The sequence below is a fragment of the Massilia frigida genome, assembly GCF_011682175.1.
Lineage (GTDB): Bacteria > Pseudomonadota > Gammaproteobacteria > Burkholderiales > Burkholderiaceae_D > Telluria_A > Telluria_A frigida.
The window spans coordinates 58,862-81,968 of the sequence record NZ_WHJG01000014.1 but is presented as its reverse complement, the minus strand read 5'-3'; the positions used below and the strand labels follow the sequence as shown (position 1 = coordinate 81,968).

Below are 23,107 nucleotides of genomic sequence, written 5' to 3'. Positions count from 1 at the left end.
TTCATGCACAGTCATCCCAAGAGCACCCTATGAAGGTTTTTCGCGGACTTCCCAACGACAGGGCGCGCGCGCCCTGCGCGCTCACGATCGGTAACTTTGACGGTGTCCATCGCGGCCACCAGGCATTGTTGGCGCGCGTGTGCGCTGCCGCCTCCGACCTGGGACTGGAAGCGGCCGTGATGACGTTCGAGCCGCACCCGCGCGAATTTTTCGCGCGCCGCGCCGGCGACCTGTCGAAAGCGCCGAACCGCATCGCCAACCTGCGCGACAAGCTGCAATCGCTCTCGAACGCCGGCATCGACCGCGTCATCGTCGAACACTTCAACGAACACTTCGCCGCCATCTCGCCCCAGGATTTTGTGGAGCGCGTGCTGGTCGACGGCCTGCACGTCAAGTGGCTGATGGTGGGCGACGACTTTTGTTTCGGCGCGCGGCGCGCCGGCACCGTCGCCATGCTGGTCGAAGCGGGCAAGCGCCACGGCTTTCATGTCGAGACCCTGCCCACCGTGATGCACGGCGCCCAGCGCATTTCCTCGTCGGCGGTGCGCGCCGCGCTCGCCGCGGGCGACTTCGACCAGGCTGGCCAGCTGCTCGGCCACCCCTACGCCATGTCCGGCCACGTGATCCACGGCCAGAAGCTGGGCCGCACGCTGGGCTTCCCGACGCTCAATCTGCGCGTGGCGCACCGCCCTGCCCTGTCGGGCATCTTCATCGTCCAGGTGCATGGCCTGGGGCCCGAACCGCTGCCCGCCGTGGCCAGCCTGGGCGTGCGCCCCACCGTCGACGACAGCGGCCGCGTGCTGCTCGAAGTGCACGTGTTCGACTTCGCCCAGTCCTGCTACGGCAAGATGGTGCGCGTCGAATTCCTGGAAAAGATACGCGACGAAGAAAAGTACGTCGACCTGGCCACCCTGACCGCTGCGATCACGCGCGACAGCGACCAGACGCGCGCCTGGTTCGCGCGGCGCGCCGCCGCCCTCACCGCCACCGACCGAATTTGACGCCGACTCCGCAGCCAGCTGCCCTCCGCGTCACGATCCAAGACACCCAGATACACCTCCTTGAAGAAAAATATGTCCGACAATAGCCAAACCAGCAAACCAGAGCAGAACCAGCAAGCCCCACAGGCCGCCAAAAAAGACGGCAAAAAGGAAGCCAAGCCGGTCAGCAAATACCCGGTCAATATGACCGACACCCCGTTCCCGATGCGCGGCGACCTGGCCAAGCGCGAACCGGGCTGGGTCAAGCAATGGCAGGACAAAAAAATCTATGAGCGCGTGCGCAAGGCGGCCAAGGGCCGTCCGATGTTCGTGCTGCACGACGGCCCGCCATACGCCAACGGCGACATCCACCTCGGCCACGCCGTCAACAAGATCTTGAAAGACATGGTCGTCAAATCGCGCGGCATCGCCGGCTTCGACGCGCCCTACGTGCCGGGTTGGGATTGCCACGGCATGCCGATCGAAATCCAGATCGAAAAACTGCACGGCAAAAACCTGCCGACCGCCGACGTGCTGACCAAGGCACGCGCCTACGCGCTCGAACAGGTCGACCGCCAGCGCGCCGGCTTCATTCGCCTGGGCGTGCTCGGCGAATGGGACAACCCCTACCTGACGATGGCCTTTCGCAACGAGGCCGATGAACTACGCTCGCTCGGCACCCTGCTCGACAAAGGCTATGTGTACCGCGGCCTGAAACCGGTGAACTGGTGCTTCGATTGCGGCTCGGCCCTGGCCGAAGCGGAAGTCGAATACCAGGACAAGCGCGATCCGGCCATCGACGTCGGCTTCCCCTTCGCCCAGCACGACAAACTGGCCGCCGCCTTTGGCCTGCCAGCGCTGCCGGCCGGCGACGGTTTCATCGTCATCTGGACCACCACGCCATGGACCATCCCGTCCAACCAGGCACTGAACGTCAATCCGGAAGTGACCTACGCGCTGGTCGAGACCACGCGCGACGGCAAGCCGCTGCTGCTGATCCTGGCGGCCGACCTGGTCGAATCGTGCCTGCTGCGCTACAAGCTCGAAGGCAAAGTGATTGCCACCTGCCTGGGCCAGGCCCTGGAAGGCATCGGCTTCAAGCACCCGCTGCACGCGGCCGATGCCTTCTTCGACCGCCTCTCGCCAATGTACCTGGCCGACTACGTCACCACCGAAAGCGGCACCGGCGTGGTTCACTCGGCGCCCGCCTACGGCCTGGACGACTTCATTTCGTGCAAGGCGCACGGCATGCAGGACGACCAGATCCTGACCCCGGTGATGGGCGACGGCCGCTTTGCCTCGACCCTGCCGCTGTTCGGCGGCCTGACCATCTGGGAAGCGTCGAAACCAATCTGCGCCGCGCTGACCGATGCCGGCGCCCTGTTCGAACTGAAGATGTTCGACCACAGCTACATGCACTGCTGGCGCCACAAGACCCCGATCGTCTACCGCGCCACCTCGCAATGGTTCGCCGGCATGGACGTCACGCCGAAAGACGGCGGCCCGACCCTGCGCGAAACGGCCCTCAAGGGCATCACCGAAACCCGCTTCTTCCCGGACTGGGGCCAGGCGCGCCTGCACGGCATGATCGAGAACCGTCCCGACTGGACCCTGTCGCGCCAGCGCCAGTGGGGCGTGCCGATGGCCTTCTTCCTGCACAAGGAAACCGGCCAGCTGCACCCGCGCACCCCGGAGCTGCTGGAGAGAATTGCGAAGATGTTCGAAGAACGCGGCATCGATGCCTGGCTCGATATCGAACCAAAGGACCTGCTGGGCGATGAAGCCGGCATGTACGTCAAGAACAAGGACACGCTCGACGTCTGGTTCGATTCCGGCTGCACCCACCAGACCGTGCTGCGCGGCTCGCACGCGGCCCAGTCGCACTTCCCGGCCGACCTGTACCTCGAAGGCTCGGACCAGCACCGCGGCTGGTTCCATTCGTCGCTGCTGACGTCCTCCATGCTCAATGGCTGCCCGCCGTACAAAGCGCTGCTCACGCACGGCTTCACGGTCGACGCCGAGGGCAAGAAGATGTCCAAGTCGCTCGGTAACACCATGGCGCCGCAAAAAATCTCCGACACCCTGGGCGCCGACATCCTGCGCCTGTGGGTCGCCTCGACCGATTACACGGGCGAGCTGTCGATCTCCGAAGAGATTCTCAAGCGCGTGACCGAATCGTACCGCCGCATCCGCAACACCCTGCGCTTCCTGCTGGCGAACACCTCCGACTTCGACCACGCCAAGCACGCGCTGCCGACCGCCGAGCTGCTGGAGATCGACCGCTACGCCATCGCCGCCATGGCCGCGCTGCAAAACGACATCGCCAGCCACTACGAGCGCTACGAGTTCCACCCGGTCGTCTCCAAGCTGCAGAACTACTGCTCGGAAGACCTGGGCGGCTTCTACCTCGACATCCTCAAGGACCGCCTGTACACGTCCGCCGTCGATTCGCCGGCACGCCGCTCGGCCCAGACCGCGCTGTGGCACATCACGCAAAGCCTGCTGCGCGTGATGGCCCCGATGCTCAGCTTCACCGCCGAGGAAGCGTGGGCCGTGTTTGCCGACGCCGACGCCTTTGCCACCAGCGACGAAACCATCTTCACGCAAACCTTCTGGACCCTGCCCGAGGTGGCCGACGGCGCCGCCCTGCTGGAAAAATACGCCACCTTGCGCGCCGTGCGTACCGACGTCACCAAGCAGCTGGAAGAATTGCGCGTCTCCGGCGCCATCGGTTCGTCGCTGCAAGCCGAGCTGACCATCAAGGCCAGCGCCGTCAAGTACCGCCTGCTGGCCAGCCTGGAAGACGATCTCAAATTCGTCTTCATCACCTCGCAGGCACGGGTGACCGAAGTGGCCGACGAAGCGGGCGAAGCGATCGAGGTGGCCGCGTCGGCCGCACCGAAATGCGAGCGTTGCTGGCATTACCGCGCCGACGTCGGCACCCATGCCGAGCACGCGGGCCTGTGCGGCCGCTGCTTCAGCAATTTGTTCGGCAGCGGCGAGAAGCGCGCCTTCGCGTAAACAATAACAAGACACCATCCCATGGCAACCAAAAAGAAACAGCTGTTCTCGTCCGCGCCGCAAGGCGGCTCCGGCATGATGCCCTGGCTGGGCATCGCCGCCATCGTGATCCTGCTCGACCAGCTGACCAAGATAGCGATCCAGAAGACCTTCGTGTTCCACGAAGAGAAGGTCATCACCGCGTTCTTCAACCTGACGCTGACGTATAACAAGGGCGCCGCCTTCGGCCTCTTCGACAACCAGCCGGGCTGGCAGCGCTACTTCTTTACCATCGTCGGGGTGGTTGCGGTCGGCTTCATCATCTACATGCTCAAGCGCCATGCCGGCCAGCGGCTTTTTTGCTGGGCGCTGGCCCTGATCATGGGGGGCGCCATCGGCAACGTCATCGACCGCGTCGCTTACGGGCATGTGGTCGACTTCCTGCACTTCTACCTGCGCGGCGTGGGCGACTTCCCCGTCTTTAACGTGGCCGATTGCGCCATCTGCCTCGGCGCCGGCCTGTTCATCTTCGACGAGCTGCGGCGCGTAAACCGGCAATAAGGAGAACGCGATGACGATGGACCTGCAAGGCAAGAAAATCGTGCTCGGCCTGTCGGGCGGGGTGGCCTGCTACAAGGCGGCGGACCTGTGCCGCGCGCTCATCAAGCAGGGCGCCTCGGTGCAGGTGGTCATGACCGACGCCGCCACTCACTTCATCACGGCGGTGACGATGCAGGCCCTGTCGGGCCATCCGGTCCACACCGACCAGTGGGATCCACGCGTGGCCAACAACATGGCCCACATCGACCTCACGCGCGGTGCCGACGCGATCCTGATCGCGCCCTGCTCGGCCGACTTCATGCGCAAACTCGCGCACGGCGTGTGCGACGACCTGCTCTCGACCCTGTGCCTGGCGCGCCCGCAGCGCGTGCCGCTGCTGGTCGCGCCGGCCATGAATGTCGAGATGTGGGAAAACCCCGCCACCCGCCGCAATGCCGCCCAGCTGCGCGCGGACGGCATCAGCATCTTCGGCCCGGCCGCCGGCGAACAGGCTTGCGGCGAAACGGGCCTGGGCCGCATGCTGGAGCCAAGCGACCTGCTCGACGAAGTGATCGCCTCGTTCCAGGCCAAGGTCCTGGCGGGCAAGCGCGTCCTGATCACCGCCGGACCGACGTTCGAGGCGATCGACCCGGTGCGCGGCATCACCAATCTGTCGTCCGGAAAAATGGGCTATGCGATTGCCCGCGCCGCGCGCGAAGCGGGAGCCGAGGTCACCCTCATCTCCGGCCCGACCGCGCTGGCCACGCCGCACGGGGTGCGCCGCACCGACGTGCAAAGCGCGCGCCAGATGCACGACGCCGTGATGAATGCCGTCGGCGGCCAGCATGTGTTCATCAGCGTGGCGGCGGTGGCCGACTGGCGCGTGGCCAATGCCAGCGCACAGAAAATGAAAAAGCAGGACGACGGCGCCACGCCCAGCCTGCAGTTCGAACAGAACGCCGACATCCTCGCCTCGGTCGCCGCCACCACCTCGCTATCGGGCTGGCCGTACTGCGTCGGCTTTGCCGCCGAATCGGAGAACCTGGTCGAATACGGCGCCATCAAGCGCGAGAAAAAAGGCATTCCCCTTTTGGTCGGCAATATCGGCCACCACACCTTCGGCCAGGACGACAACAGCATCATGCTGTTCGACGACCAGGGCCACACCGTCCTGCCGCGCGCCGACAAGCTTACCCTGGCGCGCCAGCTCATTTCAGAAATCGCAAAGCGCATCGAACAGCGCTCCCTGCTCAAGTAAAAAGTATCCGCACCATGAAAACCATTGACGTCAAAATCCTCGACCCGCGCATGAAAGACCAGATGCCGGCCTACGCCACGCCGGGCAGCGCCGGGCTTGACCTGCGCGCCTGCATCGACGCGCCGATCACCATCGAAGCCGGCGCCACCGTGCTCATTCCGACCGGGCTGGCGATCCATGTGAGCGACCCCGGTTACGCCGCCATGATCCTGCCGCGCAGCGGCATGGGCCACAAGAACGGCATCGTGCTGGGGAATCTGGTAGGCTTGATCGACTCCGACTATCAGGGACAACTGATGGTATCGACCTGGAACCGCGGCCAGGCCGCCTTCACGCTCAACCCCATGGAGCGCCTGGCGCAACTGATCGTGGTGCCGGTGGTGCAGGTCGGATTCAATATCGTCGACGATTTCGACACGAGCGAACGCGGTGCGGGCGGTTTCGGCAGCACCGGCAAACACTAATTTGGAGAAGTCTATGGCCCGTTTCACTGGTCTGCGTCCGGCTATGCCGGTAATCTGCCTGGCACTGCTGCTGTCGGCTTGCGAGACGACCGGGCCAGCGCCTGAACCCACTCCCACTGTCCCGGTTCCGCAAAAACCGGCCGAGCCGGCGCCACGGGTGGTCACGCCACGCCTGGCGGCTGCCGCCGAAGCGCTCACCAAAATGGCGGCCCTGCAGGAACGCCTGTACCGGATCGCCGCCCCGCTCCTGATCAACAACGCCGACTTGTGCAAGACGTCCACGCGCAACCTGCTCGGCTTTACCGCGCGCAACCGCTACTGGTATCCGGGCGAATACAACGAAGCGGCCAACATCGCCTTCGACATGGGCGAGCGCCTGCAAGTGACGGGCGTGCTGGCCGGCAGCGGCGCTGCGCGCGCCGGACTGCGGCGCGGCGACAACCTGGTTTCCGCCAGCGGCAAGGCGCTGCCGGTCGGCCCCAACGCATCGAGCACGGTCGGCGCGGTGTTCGGTCCCCTGGTGGCCAGCCAGGCCAGCCTGGCGCTGCAGATCGAGCGTGACGACAAAACCCGCGAGCTGACCGTTCCCGTCACGCGCGCCTGCGGTTTCGCCGTCGAACTCGGGAACGCCGACAACGTCAACTCCTACGCCGACGGCGCGCGCGTCCTGGTCACGCGCGGCATGCTGCAGTTTGCGAAGAACGACGAAGAAGTCGCCTACCTGCTGGCCAAGGGCATGGCGCACAATATCCTGGGGCACGCCGCCACGCAGCGCAGCACCGGCACCATCGGCAGCATCATCGACAACCTGACCAACGTGCGGCCGGACACCTCGATGCTGATCGGCAGCGGCGGCATCAAGGCCATGCCGCCGGAACTCGACGCCGCCGCCGACCAGCTCAGCATGTACCTGCTGGTGCGCGCCAACGTCGGCATCGACGGCGCTCCGGCGTTCTGGAAGCGCCTGGCCGCCACCTATCCGGCCACGGTGTTGAACGGCTACGTCGCCAACCACCCCGGTACGGCCGTGCGCCTGGCCGCGATCGACAAGGCCACGGCCGATATCAGGGCCAAGCAGACTGCCAAAAAACCGGTCGCGCCATGAAAAAGCTGCTGCTCGCCTGCCTGGCGATTCCCCTGCTGGCGCACGCCGCCCAGTGGGTGAAGGTCGGATCGGCAGCGGGCAGCCAGTCGTACATCGACAAGGGCAGCATCATCCGCAGCGACAAGAACTACAAGGTGTGGTCGCTGGTATCGTACGCGAAGGAGCAGGCCACGCCGGAAGGCACGCCCTACCTGTCGATGAAGGCCCTGCATCTGTATTCATGCGCCGAGCGCACCACGACCTTGCTCAGCCAGGTGTACTACGCCGAGGCGATGGGCAAGGGGCCGGTCTCGCAAAGCTTCAAGTACGAAAAGTTCGCGCCGGAAGACATCGTGCCCGACAGCGTCTCGGACGGTGCGCTACAGGTGATCTGCAAGCGCAGGAAGCGATAGCGCGTTCAGCTCGGGAAATTCGGGAAGAACGTCCCCATCACCCACGTCAGCACGCCGCAAAAAATCACCACCGCCACCAGCACGATCAGCAAACGCCCGAACTTCGGCGAGCCATCGTCATTTTTTGTATCATTGCTCATCTTCCAACCACCATGTGCTCGATTCAGGAGCGCCAGTATATTCGATTCAATGGACAGCATAGACCTGGAAGTATTAAAGAGCGCCTCGGCATGGATCGCCGCCGGTCGCCGCTGCGAATTGATCACAGTGATCAAGACCTGGGGATCGAGCCCGCGCCCGATCGGCGCCACGCTCGCCATTTGCGACGATGGCCGCGTGGTCGGTTCGGTCTCCGGCGGCTGCATCGAGGATGACCTGATCGAGCGCGTGCGCCGGGACGGCATCACGCGCACCACTCCCGAAGTGGTCAGCTACGGCATCAGCGCCGACGAAGCGCACCGTTTCGGCCTGCCCTGCGGCGGCACCATCGAACTGGCGATCGAGCCGCTGTCGCGCGCCAGCGCCATCGACGAACTGCTCGCGCGCCTGGAAGCGCACGAACTGCTGGCGCGCCGGCTCGACCTGGCCAGCGGCGCGGTCAGCCTGGCGCCGGCGCAGGCCGGCGCGGTGCAGCTGCTGGCCGATGGCGCGCTGACCACCGTGCACGGTCCGCGCTGGCGCCTGTTCATCATCGGCGCCGGACAACTCTCGCGCTTCCTGGCGCAGATCGCCACGGCCATGGATTACTACGTCACCGTGTGCGATCCGCGCGAGGAATACCGCTCCGGCTGGAATCTGCCGGGCGTGCAACTGGTGCACATGATGCCGGACGACCTGGTGCTCGAATCGCGCCTGGACCACCGCAGCGCCGTGGTGGCGCTCACGCACGACCCCAAGCTGGACGACCTGGCGCTGATGGAAGCGCTCAAGTCCGATGCGTTCTACGTGGGTGCGATCGGCTCGCGCCTGAATAACGCCAAACGGCGCGAACGGCTCAAGGAGTTCGATCTGTCGGACCACCAGCTGGCCCGCCTGCACGGGCCGATCGGCCTGTACATCGGCAGCAAGACGCCCTCGGAGATCGCCATTTCGATCCTGGCCGAGCTCACCGCCGTCAAGAATGGCGTGCCGGCCGACCTCCAGGTACGCCATGCGGCGGCGCTGGAACCAGCCAGCACCGAGGTGTGCGCGGTGGCGCTGATTCAACAGCAAGCGTAATAACAATAGCAAGAATGGGCTATCCCGCAAGGCGCCGGCGGTGGACAATGCCGCTTCATCATCGAGCGCGAGGGGCGCATTGAGAGTCGACCCATGAACACAGCCAATCTGCTTCGCCTGATCGTCCTCGCCGCCATCTGGGGCAGTTCCTTTCTCTTCATGCGCATCGCCGCGCCGGTGCTCGGGCCGGCCGTGCTGATCGAATACCGGGTCGCCTTTGCCGCCCTGTTCCTGGCCATCGTCGGCGTGATCCTCAAAAAGCGCCTCGACCTGGCAGCCAACTGGAAGCACTACCTGATCCTCGGCTTCATCAACTCCGCCCTGCCCTTTCTGCTGTTCGCTTTTGCCGCGCGCACCTTGTCGGCCTCCGTGCTGTCGGTGCTGAACGCCACCGCGCCGATGTGGGGCGCGCTGATCGGCACGCTCTGGTCGCGCCAGGCCATCGCCGGCAAGCAGGTACTCGGCCTGGTGCTCGGCACCTGCGGCGTGGCCCTGCTGGTCGGCTTCGACGACGTCACCGCGCGCCCCGGCGCGCCGCTCGCCATCGCGGCGGCCCTGCTGGCCGCCTTCTGCTACAGCGTGGCCAGCACCTACGCCAGATCGGCCAAGACCGTCGACCCCTACGCCAACGCGCACGGCAGCATGTGGGCCGCCACCGTGCTGGTGATTCCGGCGCTGCCATTCTTCCCCGCTCCCGCTGCGGCCACGCCGGGCATCATGGCGGCCGCGCTCGCGCTGGGCGTGCTTTGCAGCGGCATCGCCTACATCATGTACTTCAAGCTGATACAGCAGGTCGGCCCGACTTCCGCGCTGACGGTCACCTTCCTCAGTCCCCTGTTCGGCATTTTGTGGGGCGTGCTGTTCTTGTCGGAACACGTGGGCTGGTACACCGTCGCCGGTGCCGCCGTGGTCATCGCCGGCACGGCGCTGGTGACTGGATTCACGCCGTTCGGGCCGCGTGCTATCGTTGCGCCCTCTCCCACCAGCAAATAGGCAGCCGCTTGCAAACGTCGATTCCCCTTCCGGCGCTTTACCGCAGCGCCGATATCCTCACCTTTCACAGCCGCGACCTTGAGGCAGTGGCCGAACAGGTGGAGCCGGCGCGCATCCGCAAGGGCGTCATGATCGGCGGCGTGCCGGTGTTGCTCGATATCGCCCTGGGCGCCGGCGTGGCGCACTGCACGGTGCAGGCCGACGGGCCACTGACGCCCGGCGATCTGCGCCAGATCGACGACGCCCTGCTCAATATCCTGGCGCTGCGCATCGATCCGGCGCCCTTCCTGGCGGCGGTGGCGGGCGATCCGCTGCTGGGGCCCGTGGCGCAGCGCCAGCCTGGTTTGCGCATCGTGCAGTCGGCCACGATTTTCGAGGCGCTGACCTGGGCCATCATCGGCCAGCAAATCAACCTGACCTTCGCCATTGCGCTGCGCCGCACCTTCATTTTGCAGGCTGGACGCCAGCACAGCAGCGGCTTGTGGTGCTATCCGGAGGCGCGCGACGTGGCCCGCCTCGGCGCCGAGGTGCTGACCGGCCGCAAATTCTCGCGCTCCAAGGCCGATACCTTGCTGCGCCTGGCGCAGCTGGTCGACAGCGGCGAACTGACGCTCGATCGCCACCAGGACGCGGCCGACGTGGCGGCCTCGCTGCTGGCCGTCAAGGGCATCGGCCCGTGGACCGTCAACTACGCCCTGCTGCGCGGCTACGGCTACCCCGACTGTTCGCTGCATGGCGACGTGGCGATCCGCGCGGCGTTCCAGCATCTGCTGGGCGAAGACGCCAAGCCGGACATGGCGCGCACCGAAGCGCTGCTGGCGCGCTATGCGCCGCACCGTACCATGGCCGCAGCCCACCTGTGGGCCAGCCTGCATCCGCGCGACGACCAACAAGCCGCTTGACCCTGACGCCACGTCAGACTCCACACTGCGCTGACGCATGAAGACAAGGAGTGATTCGATGAAGTTGAAAATAGGCGAGCTGGCGAAACGGTCGGGACTGACGGTGCGCGCGCTTCATCATTACGACAGCATCGGCCTGCTCTCCCCTTCGGCGCGTTCCGAGGCCGGCTACCGCCTGTACAACCGCGACGACATCGCCCGCCTGCACCAGGTGCAGGCACTACGCCGTTTCGGCGTGTCGCTGGCCGACATCGGAACCTTCCTGGCCAATCCGGGCGCCAGCCTGTCGACCATCGTGGAGCAGCAAATCGCCGCACTGACCCGGCAGATCGACCAGGCCGGCATCTTGCGCGAGCAGCTGACAACGCTGCACCGTGAACTCGATGCCGGCGTGGAGCCCGACCTGGCCGCGTGGCTCACTACTTTGGAGTTGATGACGATGTACGATACTTATTTTTCAAAAGAAGAACTGAAACAGCTGCCCTTTTTCGCCGGCGACGCCGCCTGCATCGCCGAGTGGGATGCGATGGTGGCGCGCTTCAAGCAGATGATCGCTGCGGGCACGCCGCCATCGGCCGTCGAAGCGCAAACGCTGTCGCAGGAATGGATGCTCAAGATGGAACGCGACACCAACGGCGACCCGGACGTGATGGTGCGCATTCTCGCCATGCAGGCGCACGAACCGGCCATGCGCGAGCAGAACGGCGTCACGCCCGACGTCGAGGCGTATCTGAAGGAAGCGTTCGTGCAGTCGCGCCTGGCGATGTTCAAAAAATACCTGTCGCCCGAGGAGTTTGCATACATGGATGCGCACTACCGCATCCGCATGGACGAGTGGCCGGCGCTGATCGCGCGGGTGCGCAAGGCGATTGCAAGCGGCGCCGCGCCGGCCGATCCCCAGGTCGGGCAGTTGATGCGCGAGTGGATCGATTTGTCGCAGTCCTTCGTCGGCGACGATCCCGCCACCCACGCGAAGGTCCGTGTCGCTTACGAGAAGGAGCCGCTGCTGATGATCGGCAGCTGGATCACCGATGAAATGAAGGCGTATATCGGGCAAGCCATGGCGGCAGTGCATCAGAACTCCTGAACGGCGCGCGCCCGGCCATCCGACAAAGCGGTGTTCTTGTCCAGCCTCGGCAGGCGAGAACATCCCTGGACCCACATGACGCCTGCGCCGGACTGCGGACCTGGCAAATTTGCGCTCAAAGCGCGGACAAGCAAAGGAGGCGAGCGCCAAAACGGTAGCGGCAACGACAAGCAGGAAAAAAACAGGCTCTGGGCTGGATGCCGGCGCGCCAATACCAGCACCCACAAAAGCGAAAGCCGCTGATTCCTTTAAGAGAATCAGCGGCTTGCTGTATTTGGTTGCGGGGACAGGATTTGAACCTGTGACCTTCGGGTTATGAGCCCGACGAGCTGCCAGACTGCTCCACCCCGCGTCTGTATGTAGCTATTATAGGGGGCTTTTCAGAATTAGGCAATGTTAATCCAATCAAGAGCTGCGATAGGCCCGGAGCGGACGCAGGCGCAGGGGCGGCAGGTCCGGTTTACCCTCTGCGCGAACCGCATTGGCCCGGCAATCGGTGTAAAGTAAGCGAAAATCATTCTTCCCATTCCCTATGAAATTTTGTTCCGAGTGCGCCCATCCCGTCGACCTGCTCATCCCCGAGGGCGATAACCGTCCACGCTATGTCTGCAAGCAATGCGCGGCGATTCACTACCAGAACCCCAAACTCGTCGTCGGCTCCATTCCCGTCTGGCAACCGGAAGGCGAACAGGTCCGCGTGCTGCTGTGCAAGCGCGCCATCGAACCGCGCCACGGTTTCTGGACCTTGCCGGCCGGCTTCATGGAAAACAGCGAAACAACGGCCGAGGCGGCCGTGCGCGAAACCGAAGAGGAAGCCGGCGCCGACATCGAGATCGGCAGCCTGTTCAGCCTATTGAACGTGGCCCAGGTGCATCAAGTCCATCTGTTCTACCTGGCCCGCCTGCGCAGCCTGGACTTTGCGCCCGGCATCGAAAGCCTGGACGCGCGCATGTTCGCCGAGCACGAGATTCCGTGGGAGGAACTGGCCTTCCCCACCATCCGCAAGACGCTGGAACTGTTTTTCGCCGATTGCGCCAGGATGCGCGACGATGGCGGCTTCGGCTTTCACACGCACGACATCGTGCGCCCGATGCGTATCTCCAGCGATCCCGACTGAGCCATGATTCCCTGGCTTGAAACCGATTCGCCGTTTCCCGACGTCTCCCAAGCGCTCACCTCCGACGCGCCCGGCCTGCTGGCGGCCGGCGCCGACCTGTCGCCCGAGCGCCTGCTGAGCGCCTACCGGCACGGCATCTTTCCCTGGTTTTCCGAAGGCCAGCCCATCCTGTGGTGGAGTACCGACCCGCGCATGGTGCTGATGACTGCCGATTTTCGCATCAGCAACAGTCTGCGCAAAGCCCTGCGCCGGGTCGAGCGCAGCATGGAAGAAGGCGGGCGCTGGCAGATCCGCTTCGACAGCGCATTCGAGGATGTGATGCGCGCCTGTGCCGCGCCGCGCAAGGATGGCCCGGGCACCTGGATTTCGGACGACATCATTGCCGGCTATACCGGCCTGCACGCGATGGGCTACGCCCACTGCTCCGAACTGTGGCTCGATGGCGAACTGGTCGGCGGGGCGTATGGCGTGTGCATCGGACGCATGTTTTACGGCGAATCGATGTTCGCGCGCGTGACCGACGGTTCCAAGATCGCGCTGGCGTGGCTGGTCGCCTTCTTGCGCGGCCAGGGCGTGGCCATGGTCGACTGCCAGCAAGAGACCGGGCACCTGGCCTCGCTGGGCGCCGCCCCCATCGCGCGTGCCGCCTTCCTGGCGCATTTGCGCGACGCCATCGCCAAACCGGGCATCGCCGAATGGAAACCGGGATCGCCATTTACACAGACGCAGTAAACAGCGTAAAGTTTGGCTACAATAGATAATAAGGAAGCAACCAGGGCCACCGATCGCAACCACGCCGTATCGAAAGCGACTGCATGACGCACTTAAACGACCTGCCTTTCTCGACGCTGCAGTTCTACACCACAGCACCCTACCCGTGCAGCTACCTCGACGCACGGCAAGCGCGTTCGCAAGTGGCCACCCCGTCGCACCTGATCAATGCCGACGTCTACTCCGAACTGGTCAAGAATGGCTTCCGGCGCAGCGGCATCTTCACCTACCGCCCTTACTGCGACGGCTGCAACGCCTGCATCCCGGTGCGCGTGCGCGCCGCCGAATTCGCGCCCAGCCGCGGCCAGCGGCGCGCCTGGACCCGCCATGCGGGCCTGGTGGCCACGGTCGCCAACCTGAGTTTTTCGGACGAACACTACGCGCTCTACCTGCGCTACCAGACCACGCGCCACGTCGGCGGCGGCATGGACCAGGATAGCCGCGACCAGTACGCGCAGTTTTTGCTGCAAAGCCGCGTCAACACGCGCCTGGTGGAGTTTCGCGAACCCGATGACGGCGCACTGCGCATGGTCTCGATCATCGACGTGCTCTCCGACGGCCTGTCGTCGGTGTACACGTTTTTCGATCCCGACGTCGCCGGCGCTTCCTTCGGCACCTACAACGTGCTGTGGCAAATCGCCCAGGCCAGCGAACTGAAACTGCCCTTCGTGTATCTGGGCTACTGGATCGAACAAAGTCCCAAGATGGCCTACAAGACCAACTTCCGGCCGCTCGAAACGCGCATCGACGGCATCTGGAGCCTGTTGAACCGATAACAGCTTGTGGGCGGGCAGCGCTGGCACACGGTAAAATGCCGGGACCCGCACCAACCCGAGCACTCCATGTCCCAAAAACTGCTGTATGCCTTAGGCCGTCCCCTGCTGTTTACCCTCAATCCGGAGACGGCGCACAATGTCACCCTGCCCGCGCTGCGCGGCGCGGCCGCGCTGGGCCTGACCGGCCTGTTGAGCAAACCCGCGCCCGACCCGCGCACCGTCATGGGCATCACCTTCCCCAACCCGGTCGGCCTGGCCGCGGGACTGGACAAGGATGGCGCCTACATCGACGGCCTGTCGGCGCTCGGTTTCGGCTTCATCGAAGTGGGCACCGTCACCCCCAAGCCGCAGGCCGGCAATCCCAAGCCGCGCATTTTCCGCATCCCGTCCAAGCGCGCCGTGATCAACCGCATGGGCTTTAACAATGGCGGCGTCGACGCCTTCGTGGCGAACGTGCAGGCGTCGAAGTTTTACCAGGATAAGCGCGGCGTGCTTGGCCTGAACATCGGCAAGAACGCCAGCACGCCGATCGAGAGCGCGGTCGACGATTATCTGCACTGCCTCGAAAAAGTGTACCCGTACGCCAGCTACGTGACGGTCAATATCTCCTCGCCGAATACCGCCAACCTGCGCCAGCTGCAGGGCGCGTCGGAACTGGACGCGCTGCTCACGCGGCTGAAAGATGCGCAACTGCGCCTGGCCGACCAGCACAAGCGCTACGTGCCGCTGGCGCTCAAGATCGCACCGGACGTCGACGGCGACCAGATCAAGGATATCGCCGCCGCCCTGCTGCGCCACAAGATCGATGGCGTCATCGCCACCAACACCACGCTCAGTCACCGCCTGGTCGACCGCGCCCGGCACGGCCAGGAGACCGGCGGCGTGTCGGGCGATCCGGTGTTCGACCTGTCGAACATCGTGATCCGCGCGCTGCGCCAGGAGGTGGGCGACGCGCTGCCGATTATCGGCGTGGGCGGCATCATGCGCGGCGCCGATGCCAAGGAAAAGATGAATCTCGGCGCCTCGCTGGTGCAGCTGTACACTGGCCTGATATATCAAGGACCGGGCTTGATCCGCGAATGCGCGCGAGCCCTTCGACCATAAGGAACGCACCATGATCAAGACCAGGCTCGGACGCACGCCGCTCGAGGTATCGAAGATCTGCCTCGGCAGCATGACCTTCGGCGAGCAAAACAGCGAGGCCGATGCGCACAGCCAGCTCGATTACGCGCTCGAACGCGGGATCAATTTTGTCGACACCGCCGAAATGTATCCGGTCATGCCGCGTCCGCAGACGCAGGGCGACACCGAGCGCTTTATCGGCAGCTGGCTGAAAAAGAGCGGCAGGCGCGGCGACATCGTATTGGCCACCAAGGCGGCCGGTCCGAATCCGAACCTGCACTGGGTCCGCGAAGGAAAGCAGAACCTCGATGCCGCCAGCCTGCGCACGGCGGTGGAAGAGAGCCTGCGGCGCCTGCAAACCGATCATATCGATTTATACCAGCTGCACTGGCCGAGCCGGAATGTGCCGGTTTTCGGCGCGACCGCGTTCGACCCGGCCAAGGAGCGCGCCGCCATTCCGGTCGAAGAGACGCTCGGTGCGCTGGCGCAGCTGATCGAGGCTGGCAAGATTGGGCATATCGGCCTGTCGAACGAGAGCGCGTGGGGCGTGAGCGAATTTATCAAGCAGTCCGACATGCGCGCTCTGCCGCGCATCGCCAGCGTCCAGAACCTGTACAACCTGACCGCGCGCAGTTTCGAGACCAGCCTGATGGACGAGACCTGCTTTCGCGAGGACGTGGGTTTGCTGGCCTATAGTCCGCTGGCGTTCGGGCAGTTGAGCGCGAAGTACCTCGATGATCCCAGGGCGAGCGGACGCTTGACGATTTTCCCGGCCTCGTGGAGCCCGCGCTATCTGCGCGCGCCGGTGCTGGCGGCGGTGAAGGAGTACACGGCGCTGGCGCGCGCGAACGGCATGACGCCGGCGCAGATGGCGCTGGCGTGGTGCTACTCGCGCTGGTTCGTGGCCTCGACCATCATCGGCGCGACCAGCCTGGCGCAGTTGAAGGAAAATATCGATGCGATGTCGGTGACCCTGACCCCGGACGTGGTGGCCGCGATCGACGCCATTCACGCGCGCATGACCAACCCGGGCGCATGATCGTCGTTCGCATGCCTGCGCAGAAAAGCGGGCGGCGCGCATGCGTGCCGCTCGCTCGACAGATCAGGCTTGCATCCTTTTAAGGAAATTCAAGGCGTCCTCGATCTCCGAAGGACAGTAGCTGCCCCAATGGGGATGCGCTTTGCACCACTCGACAAAGTGGACCAGGCAGGCCACTTGCTGCCGGCTCAACGCCGAGAGACGAACCCGCGTTTCGGCCTCGAACTTCTCCACCGGAGCGAGGCTATACAGCAGAAACTCGGTCTCCGTCCGCTTGTCCTGCGCCTCTGGCGAGAGGCAGAACGGCAGATAGTGAGGGAGCGCCCACGCCCACCCCTTCGCCGACAGCGACGACAGTTCCCGATGGAGCACCCAGATGACCGCGGCGCCAACGGGTTCCCCCCTGAATATATCAAGGTCTCGCGCCAGGTAATCGCAGTGGAAGCAGCTGTCCCGATGAAAGCGAAGATCTGATTTCCCCGGCATCTTGACGGGCGGGAAGGCGATGCTGATTTCAGCGAGGAGGGCCTCGGTTGTCATGCTTTGGCAGGGGGAAGAGGATTGCATCGTCACTCAGTTCACGGGCGGTGGAGGGATAGTCAAGCGACACCATGCGACTGGAACAACCATGTTGCAAATTTACCAGCCACGCATATTGTACATGATCGACCAGACGCAGAAACGGCAGCGCGGCTGCTCCTACCCCTCCGCCAGAATCGCGATCTGCCGCAGTCCCCTGGAAAAACTCGTGCTGCTCGGATTCTCCACAAACACGCACTGCTTGCCGGTGCGCTTGCAGTGCTCCTTCACGCGCCAGTAAGCGTTATGGCTGATGCAGCCGGTCTGGCAAATCACCAGGTCGGCCGCCGCCAGGTTCGCATCGAGCAAATCGGCCCCGTGCTCCTGCCCGCCGTCGTGATGGGCAAACCTGGCGCCCGCCTCCTCCGTCATGCAGCGGTAACTGGCCACGCTGGCACTCCTGCCGCCGACGCACAACAAGGTCTTGTCGGCCAGCTGCGCCGCGGCGATCGCTTCGGCCGCATCTTCCTCGCACACCACCGCCTCGGGCGGGCGCGCCGCCTGCAAGGCGTCGAGCTGGCGCGTGGTCGCCGCCAATTGCTGGCGCAACTGCGCCAGCTGCGCATCGCGCGCAGTCAAGCGCTGCGCCGCCTCGTCGAGCTTTTGCTTGAGCCGCGTGCGCGCTTCCAGGTCCGGCACCGACGCGCTCAGTTCCGCCATATCCGCCTGCAAGAACGCAAACTTGCTGTCGCGCGCCACCAGCTCGGCGCGCGCATGCATCAACTGGCCCTGCACCTGTTCCAGCTCGCGCGCCTTGTCGGCCAGGGTGCGCACGTGGCGCTGCTGCGACTGCGCCAGTTCGGCCGCCAGCGCCGCATGCTCTTCCTGCAGCTCGATGTAGTGCGCGTGGTCGATGCGCGTGTTGGCCCCGGCCTGGTGCTGGATCATGTGCATCTCGCGCAGCACGATGTCCTGCACCAGGAAATCGCTGCGCGGGTGCGTCAGCGCGGCCCAGAAGGCACCCGCCACGTCGCCCTGGGCGATCGCCTGGCGCCACAGCAGCATGACGGCGTCGCCGCTGCGCGCGTCGCGAAAGCGCAGCAGCACCAGCGCGTAACGCTGGTCGAGCGCATCCTGCAGCAGGTTCGAGATGCGGTTGCGGCTGGCGCATTCGGCCACCGCGCCGACATGGATTTCGTAGTCGTCGGCCAGCGCCTGGCCGCGCACGCCCTTGTTCACCAGCTTGCGCAGCACGCCGAGCGGCAGGCACACGCCGATCACCGGGCAGTGGGTATTGGCCGGCAGCTCCCACAGGCGCTGGCGGCGCGACGACGAGGTGCGCGAAGCCGCTTCGCCGTCGGGAGGGAAAAACCGCGCGAGCGGCTTTTTGGCATCGTGGTCGCACATGCGCTACTCCTTAATGCAGCTTGGGGCCGTGGCGCGCGTCGTCGATGACGGCGGCGGCGGCAGCAGCGGCGTTGGACTGGGCAACGTGGTCAAGCCGCGCCTGGGCGTCGCCGACCATGCCGGACAGCGCGCGGAACGCTTCCGGCGTGAAGCGCACCGAGACGTGGTTCAGCGACAGGTGCAGCACGCTGCATTCGGGGCAGATGCTGACGTGGCCGATGGTACTGTCGGCGATCGTCACATGCTGGCAAGGTTCGCTTGGATTCTGTGGATGTTTGCTCGGCACGATGCTTCCTTGACGGTATGCAGTGGCTGGCGGCGGCGGGCTATGCGTGGGTGGATGGCTTGCTGAAATCAAGTATAAACGAGAATCATTCGCATTTGCAAGCCATGTCGCATACGTGCCGCGCATCCTCCGCCGCTCCCGCGCCAAGGCGGCGCGCGTGGGAAATCCAAGTCCCCCACGCGCAAACACTACGCCGCTTCGCGCGGCGCGTCGGCGTCGAGCGCGCGCTCGATATCGGCGCGCGAGACATCCGGCGCAAACTGCTCGATGAAGTGATACGCATACGCGCGCAGATATGCGCCGCGCCGCACCGCAAGCCGCGTCACGTTGGCCGCGAACAGATGCGACGCTTCGACCGCGCGCAAGCCCTTGTCGCGCCCATGATCGAACGCCATCGAGGCCACGATCCCCACGCCCATCCCCAGGCTCACATACTGCTTGATGACGTCCGAATCCATCGCCGTGAGCACGATGTCGGTGCCCACCCCCGCCTTGGCGAACGCCGCATCGATATGCCCGCGCCCCGTGAAGCCCACATCGTAGGTAATCAGCGGATAGCCGGCCAGGTCTTCCAGACGGATCGGCGAGCAATTGAGCAGCGGATGCCGGTCCGGCACCACGATCAGATGGCTCCAGCGGTAACACGGGAACGACACCAGGTCGGGGAACTGCGACAGGCCCTCGGTGGCGATGCCGATATCGGCCTTGCCCGACAGGACCCACTCGGCGATATGATCGGGAGCGCTCTGCTGCAGCGCGATGCGCACCTCCGGGAAGTCCTTGCGGAACGACTGCACCACCTTCGGCAGCGCATAGCGCGCCTGGGTGTGGGTGGCGGCGATGGTCAAGGTGCCGCTGTTCTGGCCCGCGTATTCCATGCTGGCCTGCTGCAGGTTCTCGGCCTCCACCAGCAGGCGGTCGATGATTTTCAGGATGCCCTTGCCCGGGTCGGTCAGCCCGGTCAGGCGCTTGCCGTTGCGCTCGAAAATCACCACGCCAAGTTCGTCTTCGAGTTCGCGGATCTGGCGGCTCACGCCCGGCTGCGACGTAAACAGCGCATTGGCGACCTCGGTCAGGTTGTAGCCGCGCCGGGCCGCTTCGCGGATCGAGCGCAGTTGTTGGAAATTCATATCGCTGCTCCCTGATCGACGAACACCTGCATCCGGCGCGGACGCACCACCAGGGTTTCGCCTTCTTTCAATTGCAACTGGCGGTATCGCTCGTTGGGAATGACCGCATCGATCAATTCGGCATTGTCGGCGCGCTCCAGGTCGAGCTGCGCCAGCGGACCGATGGCATGCGCGCGGCGCAGCTTGACGACGATGCCCTCGGCGCCGGGCGTATAGCGGTCGATGTCAAGATCGTGCGGGCGCACGTAGGCGATCCCCTGCCCATTGGTGGCCGACGCATGGCCGGGCACCGAAAAACTGGCGTCGCCGCTGGCCATGACGCCATCGTTCACGCGCCCGTGGAACAGGTTCACATTACCGAGGAAGCCATACACGAACGGCGACGCCGGATTGTTGTACACCTGCTCGGGAGAGCCGAGCTGCTCGACCCGGCCCTTGTTCATCAACACCACCTGGTCCGACACTTCCAGCGCTTCTTCCTGGTCGTGGGTGACGAAGATGCTGGTCACGTGCAGGTCGTCATGCAGGCGGCGCAGCCAGCGCCGCAATTCCTTGCGCACCTTGGCGTCGAGCGCGCCGAACGGCTCGTCGAGCAGCAGCACGCGCGGTTCCACCGCCAGCGCGCGCGCCAGCGCAATGCGCTGGCGCTGCCCGCCCGAGAGCTGCGGCGGATGGCGGTCGGCCAGCCAGTCGAGCTGCACCAGTTCGAGCAGCTGCTGCACCTTGTGGCGGATCTGCTGTTCGTTCGGACGGTCGCGGCGCGGCTTGACGCGCAGCCCGAAGGCGACGTTCTCGAACACGGTCATGTGCTTGAACAGCGCGTAATGCTGGAACACGAAGCCGACCTGGCGTTCGCGCACATGGCGGTCCGACGCATCCTCGCCGTCGAGCAGCACGCGCCCGCTATCGGGATACTCCAGGCCCGCGATAATGCGCAGCAGCGTGGTCTTGCCGCAGCCGGAAGGACCGAGCAGCGCGGTCAGTTCGCCCGAAGGGAACTGCAGCGAGACGTTGTCGAGGGCGACAAAATCGCCGAACCGCTTGTTGATATTACTGACTTCGATCGTCATGATCCGTGCTCCATGTTGCGTGCTTCGGCGTGAAACGCGATCGTTTCGCGCAAACGCCATTCGACAAAGGTTTTGATCGCCAGGGTCACCAGCGCCAGCATGGCCAGCAGCGAGGCGACGGCAAAGGCGGCCGCGAAGTTGTATTCGTTGTAGAGGATTTCGACGTGCAGCGGCATGGTGGTGGTCTCGCCGCGGATATGGCCCGACACCACCGACACCGCGCCGAACTCGCCCATGGCGCGGGCGTTACACAGGATCACGCCGTACAGCAGGCCCCATTTGATGTTGGGCAGCGTCACGCGCCAGAAGGTATTCCAGCCGGAGGCGCCCAGCACCAGCGCGGCTTCTTCTTCCTCGTTGCCCTGCGACTGCATCAGCGGAATGAGTTCGCGCGCCACGAACGGGAAGGTGATGAAGACAGTGGCCAGCACGATGCCCGGCACCGCGAACAGGATCTTGATGTCGTGCGCGGCGAGCCAGCCGCCGAACCAGCCCTGGGCGCCGAACATGAGCACATAGATCAGGCCCGCGATCACCGGCGAGACCGAAAACGGCAGGTCGATCAGCGTGAGCAGAATGGCCTTGCCCCGGAATTCGAACTTGGCGATGCACCAGGCCGCGCATACGCCGAACACCAGGTTGAACGGCACCGAGATGAAGGCCGCGATCAGGGTCAGCTTGATGGCCGCCACCGCGTCCGGGTCGGTGATCGCCTTGACGTAGGTTTCGATGCCCTTCTTGAAGGCTTCCGCAAAGACGGCGGCCAGCGGAATGAACAGGAACAGGGTCAGGAACGCAAAGGCGACCAGCTTGAGCAGCGCGCTGACCCAGACCGGTTCGAGCGGATGCGAGGGGCGCAGGAACAGTTCCCGCAGCGAGCGGCGCTTGGGCGCGGCGCCTTTGCCGGCGGGCGTCGCCGCCTGGTTCAATACGGTGCTCATTTTTTCCCCGTCCTGGCGCGGGTCCACGCCTGTAGCAGATTGATGGCCAACAGCAGCACGAATGAGGCCAGCAGCATCACCACGGCGATGGCGGTGGCGCCGGCGTAGTTGTACGCTTCGAGCTTGATGTAGATGAGCAGCGGCGTGATCTCGGAAATCATCGGCTGGTTGCCGGCGATGAAAATGACGGAACCGAATTCGCCGGTGGCGCGCGCGAACGAGAGCGCAAAGCCGGTCAGCAGGGCCGGCATCACGGCCGGGAACACCACGCGCGAAAAGGTTTGCCAGGCGTTCGCGCCCAGGCTGGCGGCGGCTTCTTCAAGTTCCTTTTCCAGGTCTTCCAGCACCGGCTGCACGGTGCGCACCACGAAAGGCAAGCCGATGAAGGTGAGCGCGACCACCACGCCGAGCGGGGTGTACGAGACCTTGATGCCAAGCTCGGTGAAGTATTTGCCGATCCAGCCGTTGCTCGAGTACAGCGCAGTGAGCGTGATGCCGGCCACCGCCGTGGGCAGGGCGAACGGCAGGTCGACCAGTGCGTCCATGAAGCGCTGGCCCGGGAACTCGTAGCGCACCAGCACCCACGCGACGATGCCGCCGAACACCGTGTTGATCAGCGCCGCGATGAACGAAGCGCCGAAACTGAGGCGGTACGAAGCGAGCGCCTGCTCCGACGCCACCACCTCGCAGAACGCCGCCCAGGTCATGCTGAAGGTCTTGATGAAGACCGACGACAGCGGGATCAGGACGATCAGGCAGAGATAGAAAACGGTGAACCCGAGCGTCAGGCCGAAGCCGGGCAAGACCCGGCGCGGCGTTTTTCTCGGAGGGGGATGAACGGCGGACATGGGGCCTCTTATTACGAATTCGTCTAATAGGCGGCAATAATCGCACCAGAACTACATAACGCAAACGAAGCATTTCTTATTTGTATAGAACGATTGGCTATTAGGATTGCACCGACAGACGCCCTCGCCTGCGGCCCCGCAG

24 protein-coding genes and 1 tRNA gene are annotated in these 23,107 nt (G+C 64.8%); 16 read left to right on the top strand and 9 right to left on the bottom strand.

Translation table 11 applies throughout. The features are described 5' to 3' along the window. Positions 1-29: 29 nt before the first annotated feature. From F2P44_RS15515 to F2P44_RS15485, 7 genes are all read left to right on the top strand, one after another. Positions 30-1,001 carry a bifunctional riboflavin kinase/FAD synthetase gene (locus F2P44_RS15515; RefSeq protein ID WP_167087902.1) on the top strand — a complete coding sequence of 324 codons (972 nt, stop codon included), beginning with the start codon at positions 30-32 and terminating at the stop codon, positions 999-1,001. Between the two features lie 72 nt (positions 1,002-1,073). Then, positions 1,074-4,001 carry an isoleucine--tRNA ligase gene (gene ileS, locus F2P44_RS15510; RefSeq protein WP_167087900.1) on the top strand — a complete coding sequence of 976 codons (2,928 nt, stop codon included), beginning with the start codon at positions 1,074-1,076 and terminating at the stop codon, positions 3,999-4,001. Positions 4,002-4,022: 21 nt separating this feature from the next. Further along, the gene (gene lspA, locus F2P44_RS15505; protein WP_167087898.1) at positions 4,023-4,541 is read left to right on the top strand and encodes a signal peptidase II; all 519 of its coding nucleotides are present in this window, start codon (positions 4,023-4,025) and stop codon (positions 4,539-4,541) included. 16 nt (positions 4,542-4,557) lie between these two features. After that, positions 4,558-5,778 carry a bifunctional phosphopantothenoylcysteine decarboxylase/phosphopantothenate--cysteine ligase CoaBC gene (gene coaBC / locus F2P44_RS15500; protein WP_167088043.1) on the top strand — a complete coding sequence of 407 codons (1,221 nt, stop codon included), beginning with the start codon at positions 4,558-4,560 and terminating at the stop codon, positions 5,776-5,778. 14 nt (positions 5,779-5,792) lie between these two features. After that, positions 5,793-6,242, top strand: coding sequence for a dUTP diphosphatase (gene dut / locus F2P44_RS15495; protein WP_167087896.1), 450 nt, complete (start codon positions 5,793-5,795; stop codon positions 6,240-6,242). A gap of 13 nt (positions 6,243-6,255) precedes the next feature. Further along, entirely contained in the window at positions 6,256-7,347 is a 1,092-nt protein-coding gene (locus F2P44_RS15490) for a M48 family metallopeptidase (RefSeq protein WP_167087894.1), read from the top strand. Further along, on the top strand, positions 7,344-7,739 hold the full coding sequence (locus tag F2P44_RS15485) for a surface-adhesin E family protein (RefSeq protein WP_167087892.1): 396 nt from the start codon (positions 7,344-7,346) through the stop codon (positions 7,737-7,739). Before F2P44_RS15490 ends, F2P44_RS15485 begins: the two co-directional genes overlap by 4 nt. A 5-nt stretch (positions 7,740-7,744) precedes the next feature. Here F2P44_RS15485 and F2P44_RS36125 read toward each other — a convergent pair whose 3' ends face one another. Further along, positions 7,745-7,879 (bottom strand): hypothetical protein, encoded by a 135-nt coding sequence (locus tag F2P44_RS36125; protein WP_267877607.1) that lies wholly within the window; start codon positions 7,877-7,879, stop codon positions 7,745-7,747. 49 nt (positions 7,880-7,928) lie between these two features. Here F2P44_RS36125 and F2P44_RS15480 point away from each other — a divergent pair, with 49 nt between their 5' ends. From F2P44_RS15480 to F2P44_RS15465, 4 genes are all read left to right on the top strand, one after another. Continuing rightward, complete coding sequence (locus F2P44_RS15480) at positions 7,929-8,957, top strand: XdhC family protein (RefSeq protein ID WP_167087890.1); 1,029 nt, start codon at positions 7,929-7,931, stop codon at positions 8,955-8,957. A 93-nt stretch (positions 8,958-9,050) separates the two neighbouring features. Further along, positions 9,051-9,950, top strand: a complete 900-nt coding sequence (locus F2P44_RS15475; RefSeq protein WP_167087889.1) for a DMT family transporter — start codon at positions 9,051-9,053, stop codon at positions 9,948-9,950. 8 nt (positions 9,951-9,958) lie between these two features. Continuing rightward, on the top strand, positions 9,959-10,852 hold the full coding sequence (locus F2P44_RS15470) for a DNA-3-methyladenine glycosylase family protein (protein ID WP_167087887.1): 894 nt from the start codon (positions 9,959-9,961) through the stop codon (positions 10,850-10,852). A 58-nt stretch (positions 10,853-10,910) separates the two neighbouring features. Next, complete coding sequence (locus F2P44_RS15465; RefSeq protein WP_167087885.1) at positions 10,911-11,939, top strand: MerR family transcriptional regulator; 1,029 nt, start codon at positions 10,911-10,913, stop codon at positions 11,937-11,939. A 275-nt stretch (positions 11,940-12,214) separates the two neighbouring features. Here the strand turns inward: F2P44_RS15465 and F2P44_RS15460 are convergent. After that, positions 12,215-12,291 (bottom strand) — tRNA-Met (locus F2P44_RS15460). A 180-nt stretch (positions 12,292-12,471) separates the two neighbouring features. On the opposite strand from F2P44_RS15460, the gene F2P44_RS15455 reads away from it, so the two are divergent. The 5 genes from F2P44_RS15455 to F2P44_RS15435 all read left to right on the top strand — a co-directional run bounded on the left by F2P44_RS15455 (position 12,472) and on the right by F2P44_RS15435 (position 16,764). After that, on the top strand, positions 12,472-13,056 hold the full coding sequence (locus F2P44_RS15455) for an NUDIX hydrolase (protein WP_167087883.1): 585 nt from the start codon (positions 12,472-12,474) through the stop codon (positions 13,054-13,056). A gap of 3 nt (positions 13,057-13,059) precedes the next feature. Next, complete coding sequence (aat, locus tag F2P44_RS15450; RefSeq protein WP_167087882.1) at positions 13,060-13,788, top strand: leucyl/phenylalanyl-tRNA--protein transferase; 729 nt, start codon at positions 13,060-13,062, stop codon at positions 13,786-13,788. Positions 13,789-13,871: 83 nt separating this feature from the next. Continuing rightward, positions 13,872-14,603, top strand: a complete 732-nt coding sequence (locus F2P44_RS15445) for an arginyltransferase (RefSeq protein WP_167087880.1) — start codon at positions 13,872-13,874, stop codon at positions 14,601-14,603. 66 nt (positions 14,604-14,669) lie between these two features. Continuing rightward, positions 14,670-15,707: a quinone-dependent dihydroorotate dehydrogenase gene (locus F2P44_RS15440; RefSeq protein WP_167087878.1), complete on the top strand. Its 1,038-nt coding sequence runs from the start codon at positions 14,670-14,672 to the stop codon at positions 15,705-15,707. A gap of 10 nt (positions 15,708-15,717) precedes the next feature. Then, positions 15,718-16,764 carry an aldo/keto reductase gene (locus F2P44_RS15435; RefSeq protein WP_167087876.1) on the top strand — a complete coding sequence of 349 codons (1,047 nt, stop codon included), beginning with the start codon at positions 15,718-15,720 and terminating at the stop codon, positions 16,762-16,764. Positions 16,765-16,827: 63 nt separating this feature from the next. On the opposite strand, the gene F2P44_RS15430 is transcribed toward F2P44_RS15435, so the two are convergent. The 7 genes from F2P44_RS15430 to cysT all read right to left on the bottom strand — a co-directional run bounded on the left by F2P44_RS15430 (position 16,828) and on the right by cysT (position 22,965). Then, on the bottom strand, positions 16,828-17,304 hold the full coding sequence (locus tag F2P44_RS15430) for a DUF6714 family protein (RefSeq protein ID WP_223165042.1): 477 nt from the start codon (positions 17,302-17,304) through the stop codon (positions 16,828-16,830). Positions 17,305-17,463: 159 nt separating this feature from the next. After that, the gene (locus F2P44_RS15425) at positions 17,464-18,690 is read right to left on the bottom strand and encodes a DUF2325 domain-containing protein (RefSeq protein WP_167087874.1); all 1,227 of its coding nucleotides are present in this window, start codon (positions 18,688-18,690) and stop codon (positions 17,464-17,466) included. Between the two features lie 10 nt (positions 18,691-18,700). Then, on the bottom strand, positions 18,701-18,976 hold the full coding sequence (locus F2P44_RS15420) for a hypothetical protein (protein WP_187363331.1): 276 nt from the start codon (positions 18,974-18,976) through the stop codon (positions 18,701-18,703). A 188-nt stretch (positions 18,977-19,164) separates the two neighbouring features. Continuing rightward, positions 19,165-20,106: a CysB family HTH-type transcriptional regulator gene (locus F2P44_RS15415; RefSeq protein ID WP_167087872.1), complete on the bottom strand. Its 942-nt coding sequence runs from the start codon at positions 20,104-20,106 to the stop codon at positions 19,165-19,167. Continuing rightward, a complete protein-coding gene (locus F2P44_RS15410; protein ID WP_167087871.1) occupies positions 20,103-21,176 on the bottom strand; it encodes a sulfate/molybdate ABC transporter ATP-binding protein in 1,074 nt (357 codons plus the stop codon). Before F2P44_RS15410 ends, F2P44_RS15415 begins: the two co-directional genes overlap by 4 nt. Then, positions 21,173-22,117: a sulfate ABC transporter permease subunit CysW gene (gene cysW, locus F2P44_RS15405; RefSeq protein WP_167087869.1), complete on the bottom strand. Its 945-nt coding sequence runs from the start codon at positions 22,115-22,117 to the stop codon at positions 21,173-21,175. Before cysW ends, F2P44_RS15410 begins: the two co-directional genes overlap by 4 nt. Continuing rightward, positions 22,114-22,965: a sulfate ABC transporter permease subunit CysT gene (cysT, locus tag F2P44_RS15400; protein WP_167087867.1), complete on the bottom strand. Its 852-nt coding sequence runs from the start codon at positions 22,963-22,965 to the stop codon at positions 22,114-22,116. Before cysT ends, cysW begins: the two co-directional genes overlap by 4 nt. Positions 22,966-23,107: the final 142 nt, after the last annotated feature.

Coding starts and splice junctions, on each gene's coding strand:
- F2P44_RS15515 (WP_167087902.1), top strand. CDS start 30: ATGAAGGTTTTTCGCGGACTTCCCAACGACAGGGCGCGCGCGCCCTGC.
- ileS (WP_167087900.1), top strand. CDS start 1,074: ATGTCCGACAATAGCCAAACCAGCAAACCAGAGCAGAACCAGCAAGCC.
- lspA (WP_167087898.1), top strand. CDS start 4,023: ATGGCAACCAAAAAGAAACAGCTGTTCTCGTCCGCGCCGCAAGGCGGC.
- coaBC (WP_167088043.1), top strand. CDS start 4,558: ATGGACCTGCAAGGCAAGAAAATCGTGCTCGGCCTGTCGGGCGGGGTG.
- dut (WP_167087896.1), top strand. CDS start 5,793: ATGAAAACCATTGACGTCAAAATCCTCGACCCGCGCATGAAAGACCAG.
- F2P44_RS15490 (WP_167087894.1), top strand. CDS start 6,256: ATGGCCCGTTTCACTGGTCTGCGTCCGGCTATGCCGGTAATCTGCCTG.
- F2P44_RS15485 (WP_167087892.1), top strand. CDS start 7,344: ATGAAAAAGCTGCTGCTCGCCTGCCTGGCGATTCCCCTGCTGGCGCAC.
- F2P44_RS36125 (WP_267877607.1), bottom strand. CDS start 7,879: ATGAGCAATGATACAAAAAATGACGATGGCTCGCCGAAGTTCGGGCGT.
- F2P44_RS15480 (WP_167087890.1), top strand. CDS start 7,929: ATGGACAGCATAGACCTGGAAGTATTAAAGAGCGCCTCGGCATGGATC.
- F2P44_RS15475 (WP_167087889.1), top strand. CDS start 9,051: ATGAACACAGCCAATCTGCTTCGCCTGATCGTCCTCGCCGCCATCTGG.
- F2P44_RS15465 (WP_167087885.1), top strand. CDS start 10,911: ATGAAGTTGAAAATAGGCGAGCTGGCGAAACGGTCGGGACTGACGGTG.
- F2P44_RS15455 (WP_167087883.1), top strand. CDS start 12,472: ATGAAATTTTGTTCCGAGTGCGCCCATCCCGTCGACCTGCTCATCCCC.
- aat (WP_167087882.1), top strand. CDS start 13,060: ATGATTCCCTGGCTTGAAACCGATTCGCCGTTTCCCGACGTCTCCCAA.
- F2P44_RS15445 (WP_167087880.1), top strand. CDS start 13,872: ATGACGCACTTAAACGACCTGCCTTTCTCGACGCTGCAGTTCTACACC.
- F2P44_RS15440 (WP_167087878.1), top strand. CDS start 14,670: ATGTCCCAAAAACTGCTGTATGCCTTAGGCCGTCCCCTGCTGTTTACC.
- F2P44_RS15435 (WP_167087876.1), top strand. CDS start 15,718: ATGATCAAGACCAGGCTCGGACGCACGCCGCTCGAGGTATCGAAGATC.
- F2P44_RS15430 (WP_223165042.1), bottom strand. CDS start 17,304: ATGACAACCGAGGCCCTCCTCGCTGAAATCAGCATCGCCTTCCCGCCC.
- F2P44_RS15425 (WP_167087874.1), bottom strand. CDS start 18,690: ATGTGCGACCACGATGCCAAAAAGCCGCTCGCGCGGTTTTTCCCTCCC.
- F2P44_RS15415 (WP_167087872.1), bottom strand. CDS start 20,106: ATGAATTTCCAACAACTGCGCTCGATCCGCGAAGCGGCCCGGCGCGGC.
- F2P44_RS15410 (WP_167087871.1), bottom strand. CDS start 21,176: ATGACGATCGAAGTCAGTAATATCAACAAGCGGTTCGGCGATTTTGTC.
- cysW (WP_167087869.1), bottom strand. CDS start 22,117: ATGAGCACCGTATTGAACCAGGCGGCGACGCCCGCCGGCAAAGGCGCC.
- cysT (WP_167087867.1), bottom strand. CDS start 22,965: ATGTCCGCCGTTCATCCCCCTCCGAGAAAAACGCCGCGCCGGGTCTTG.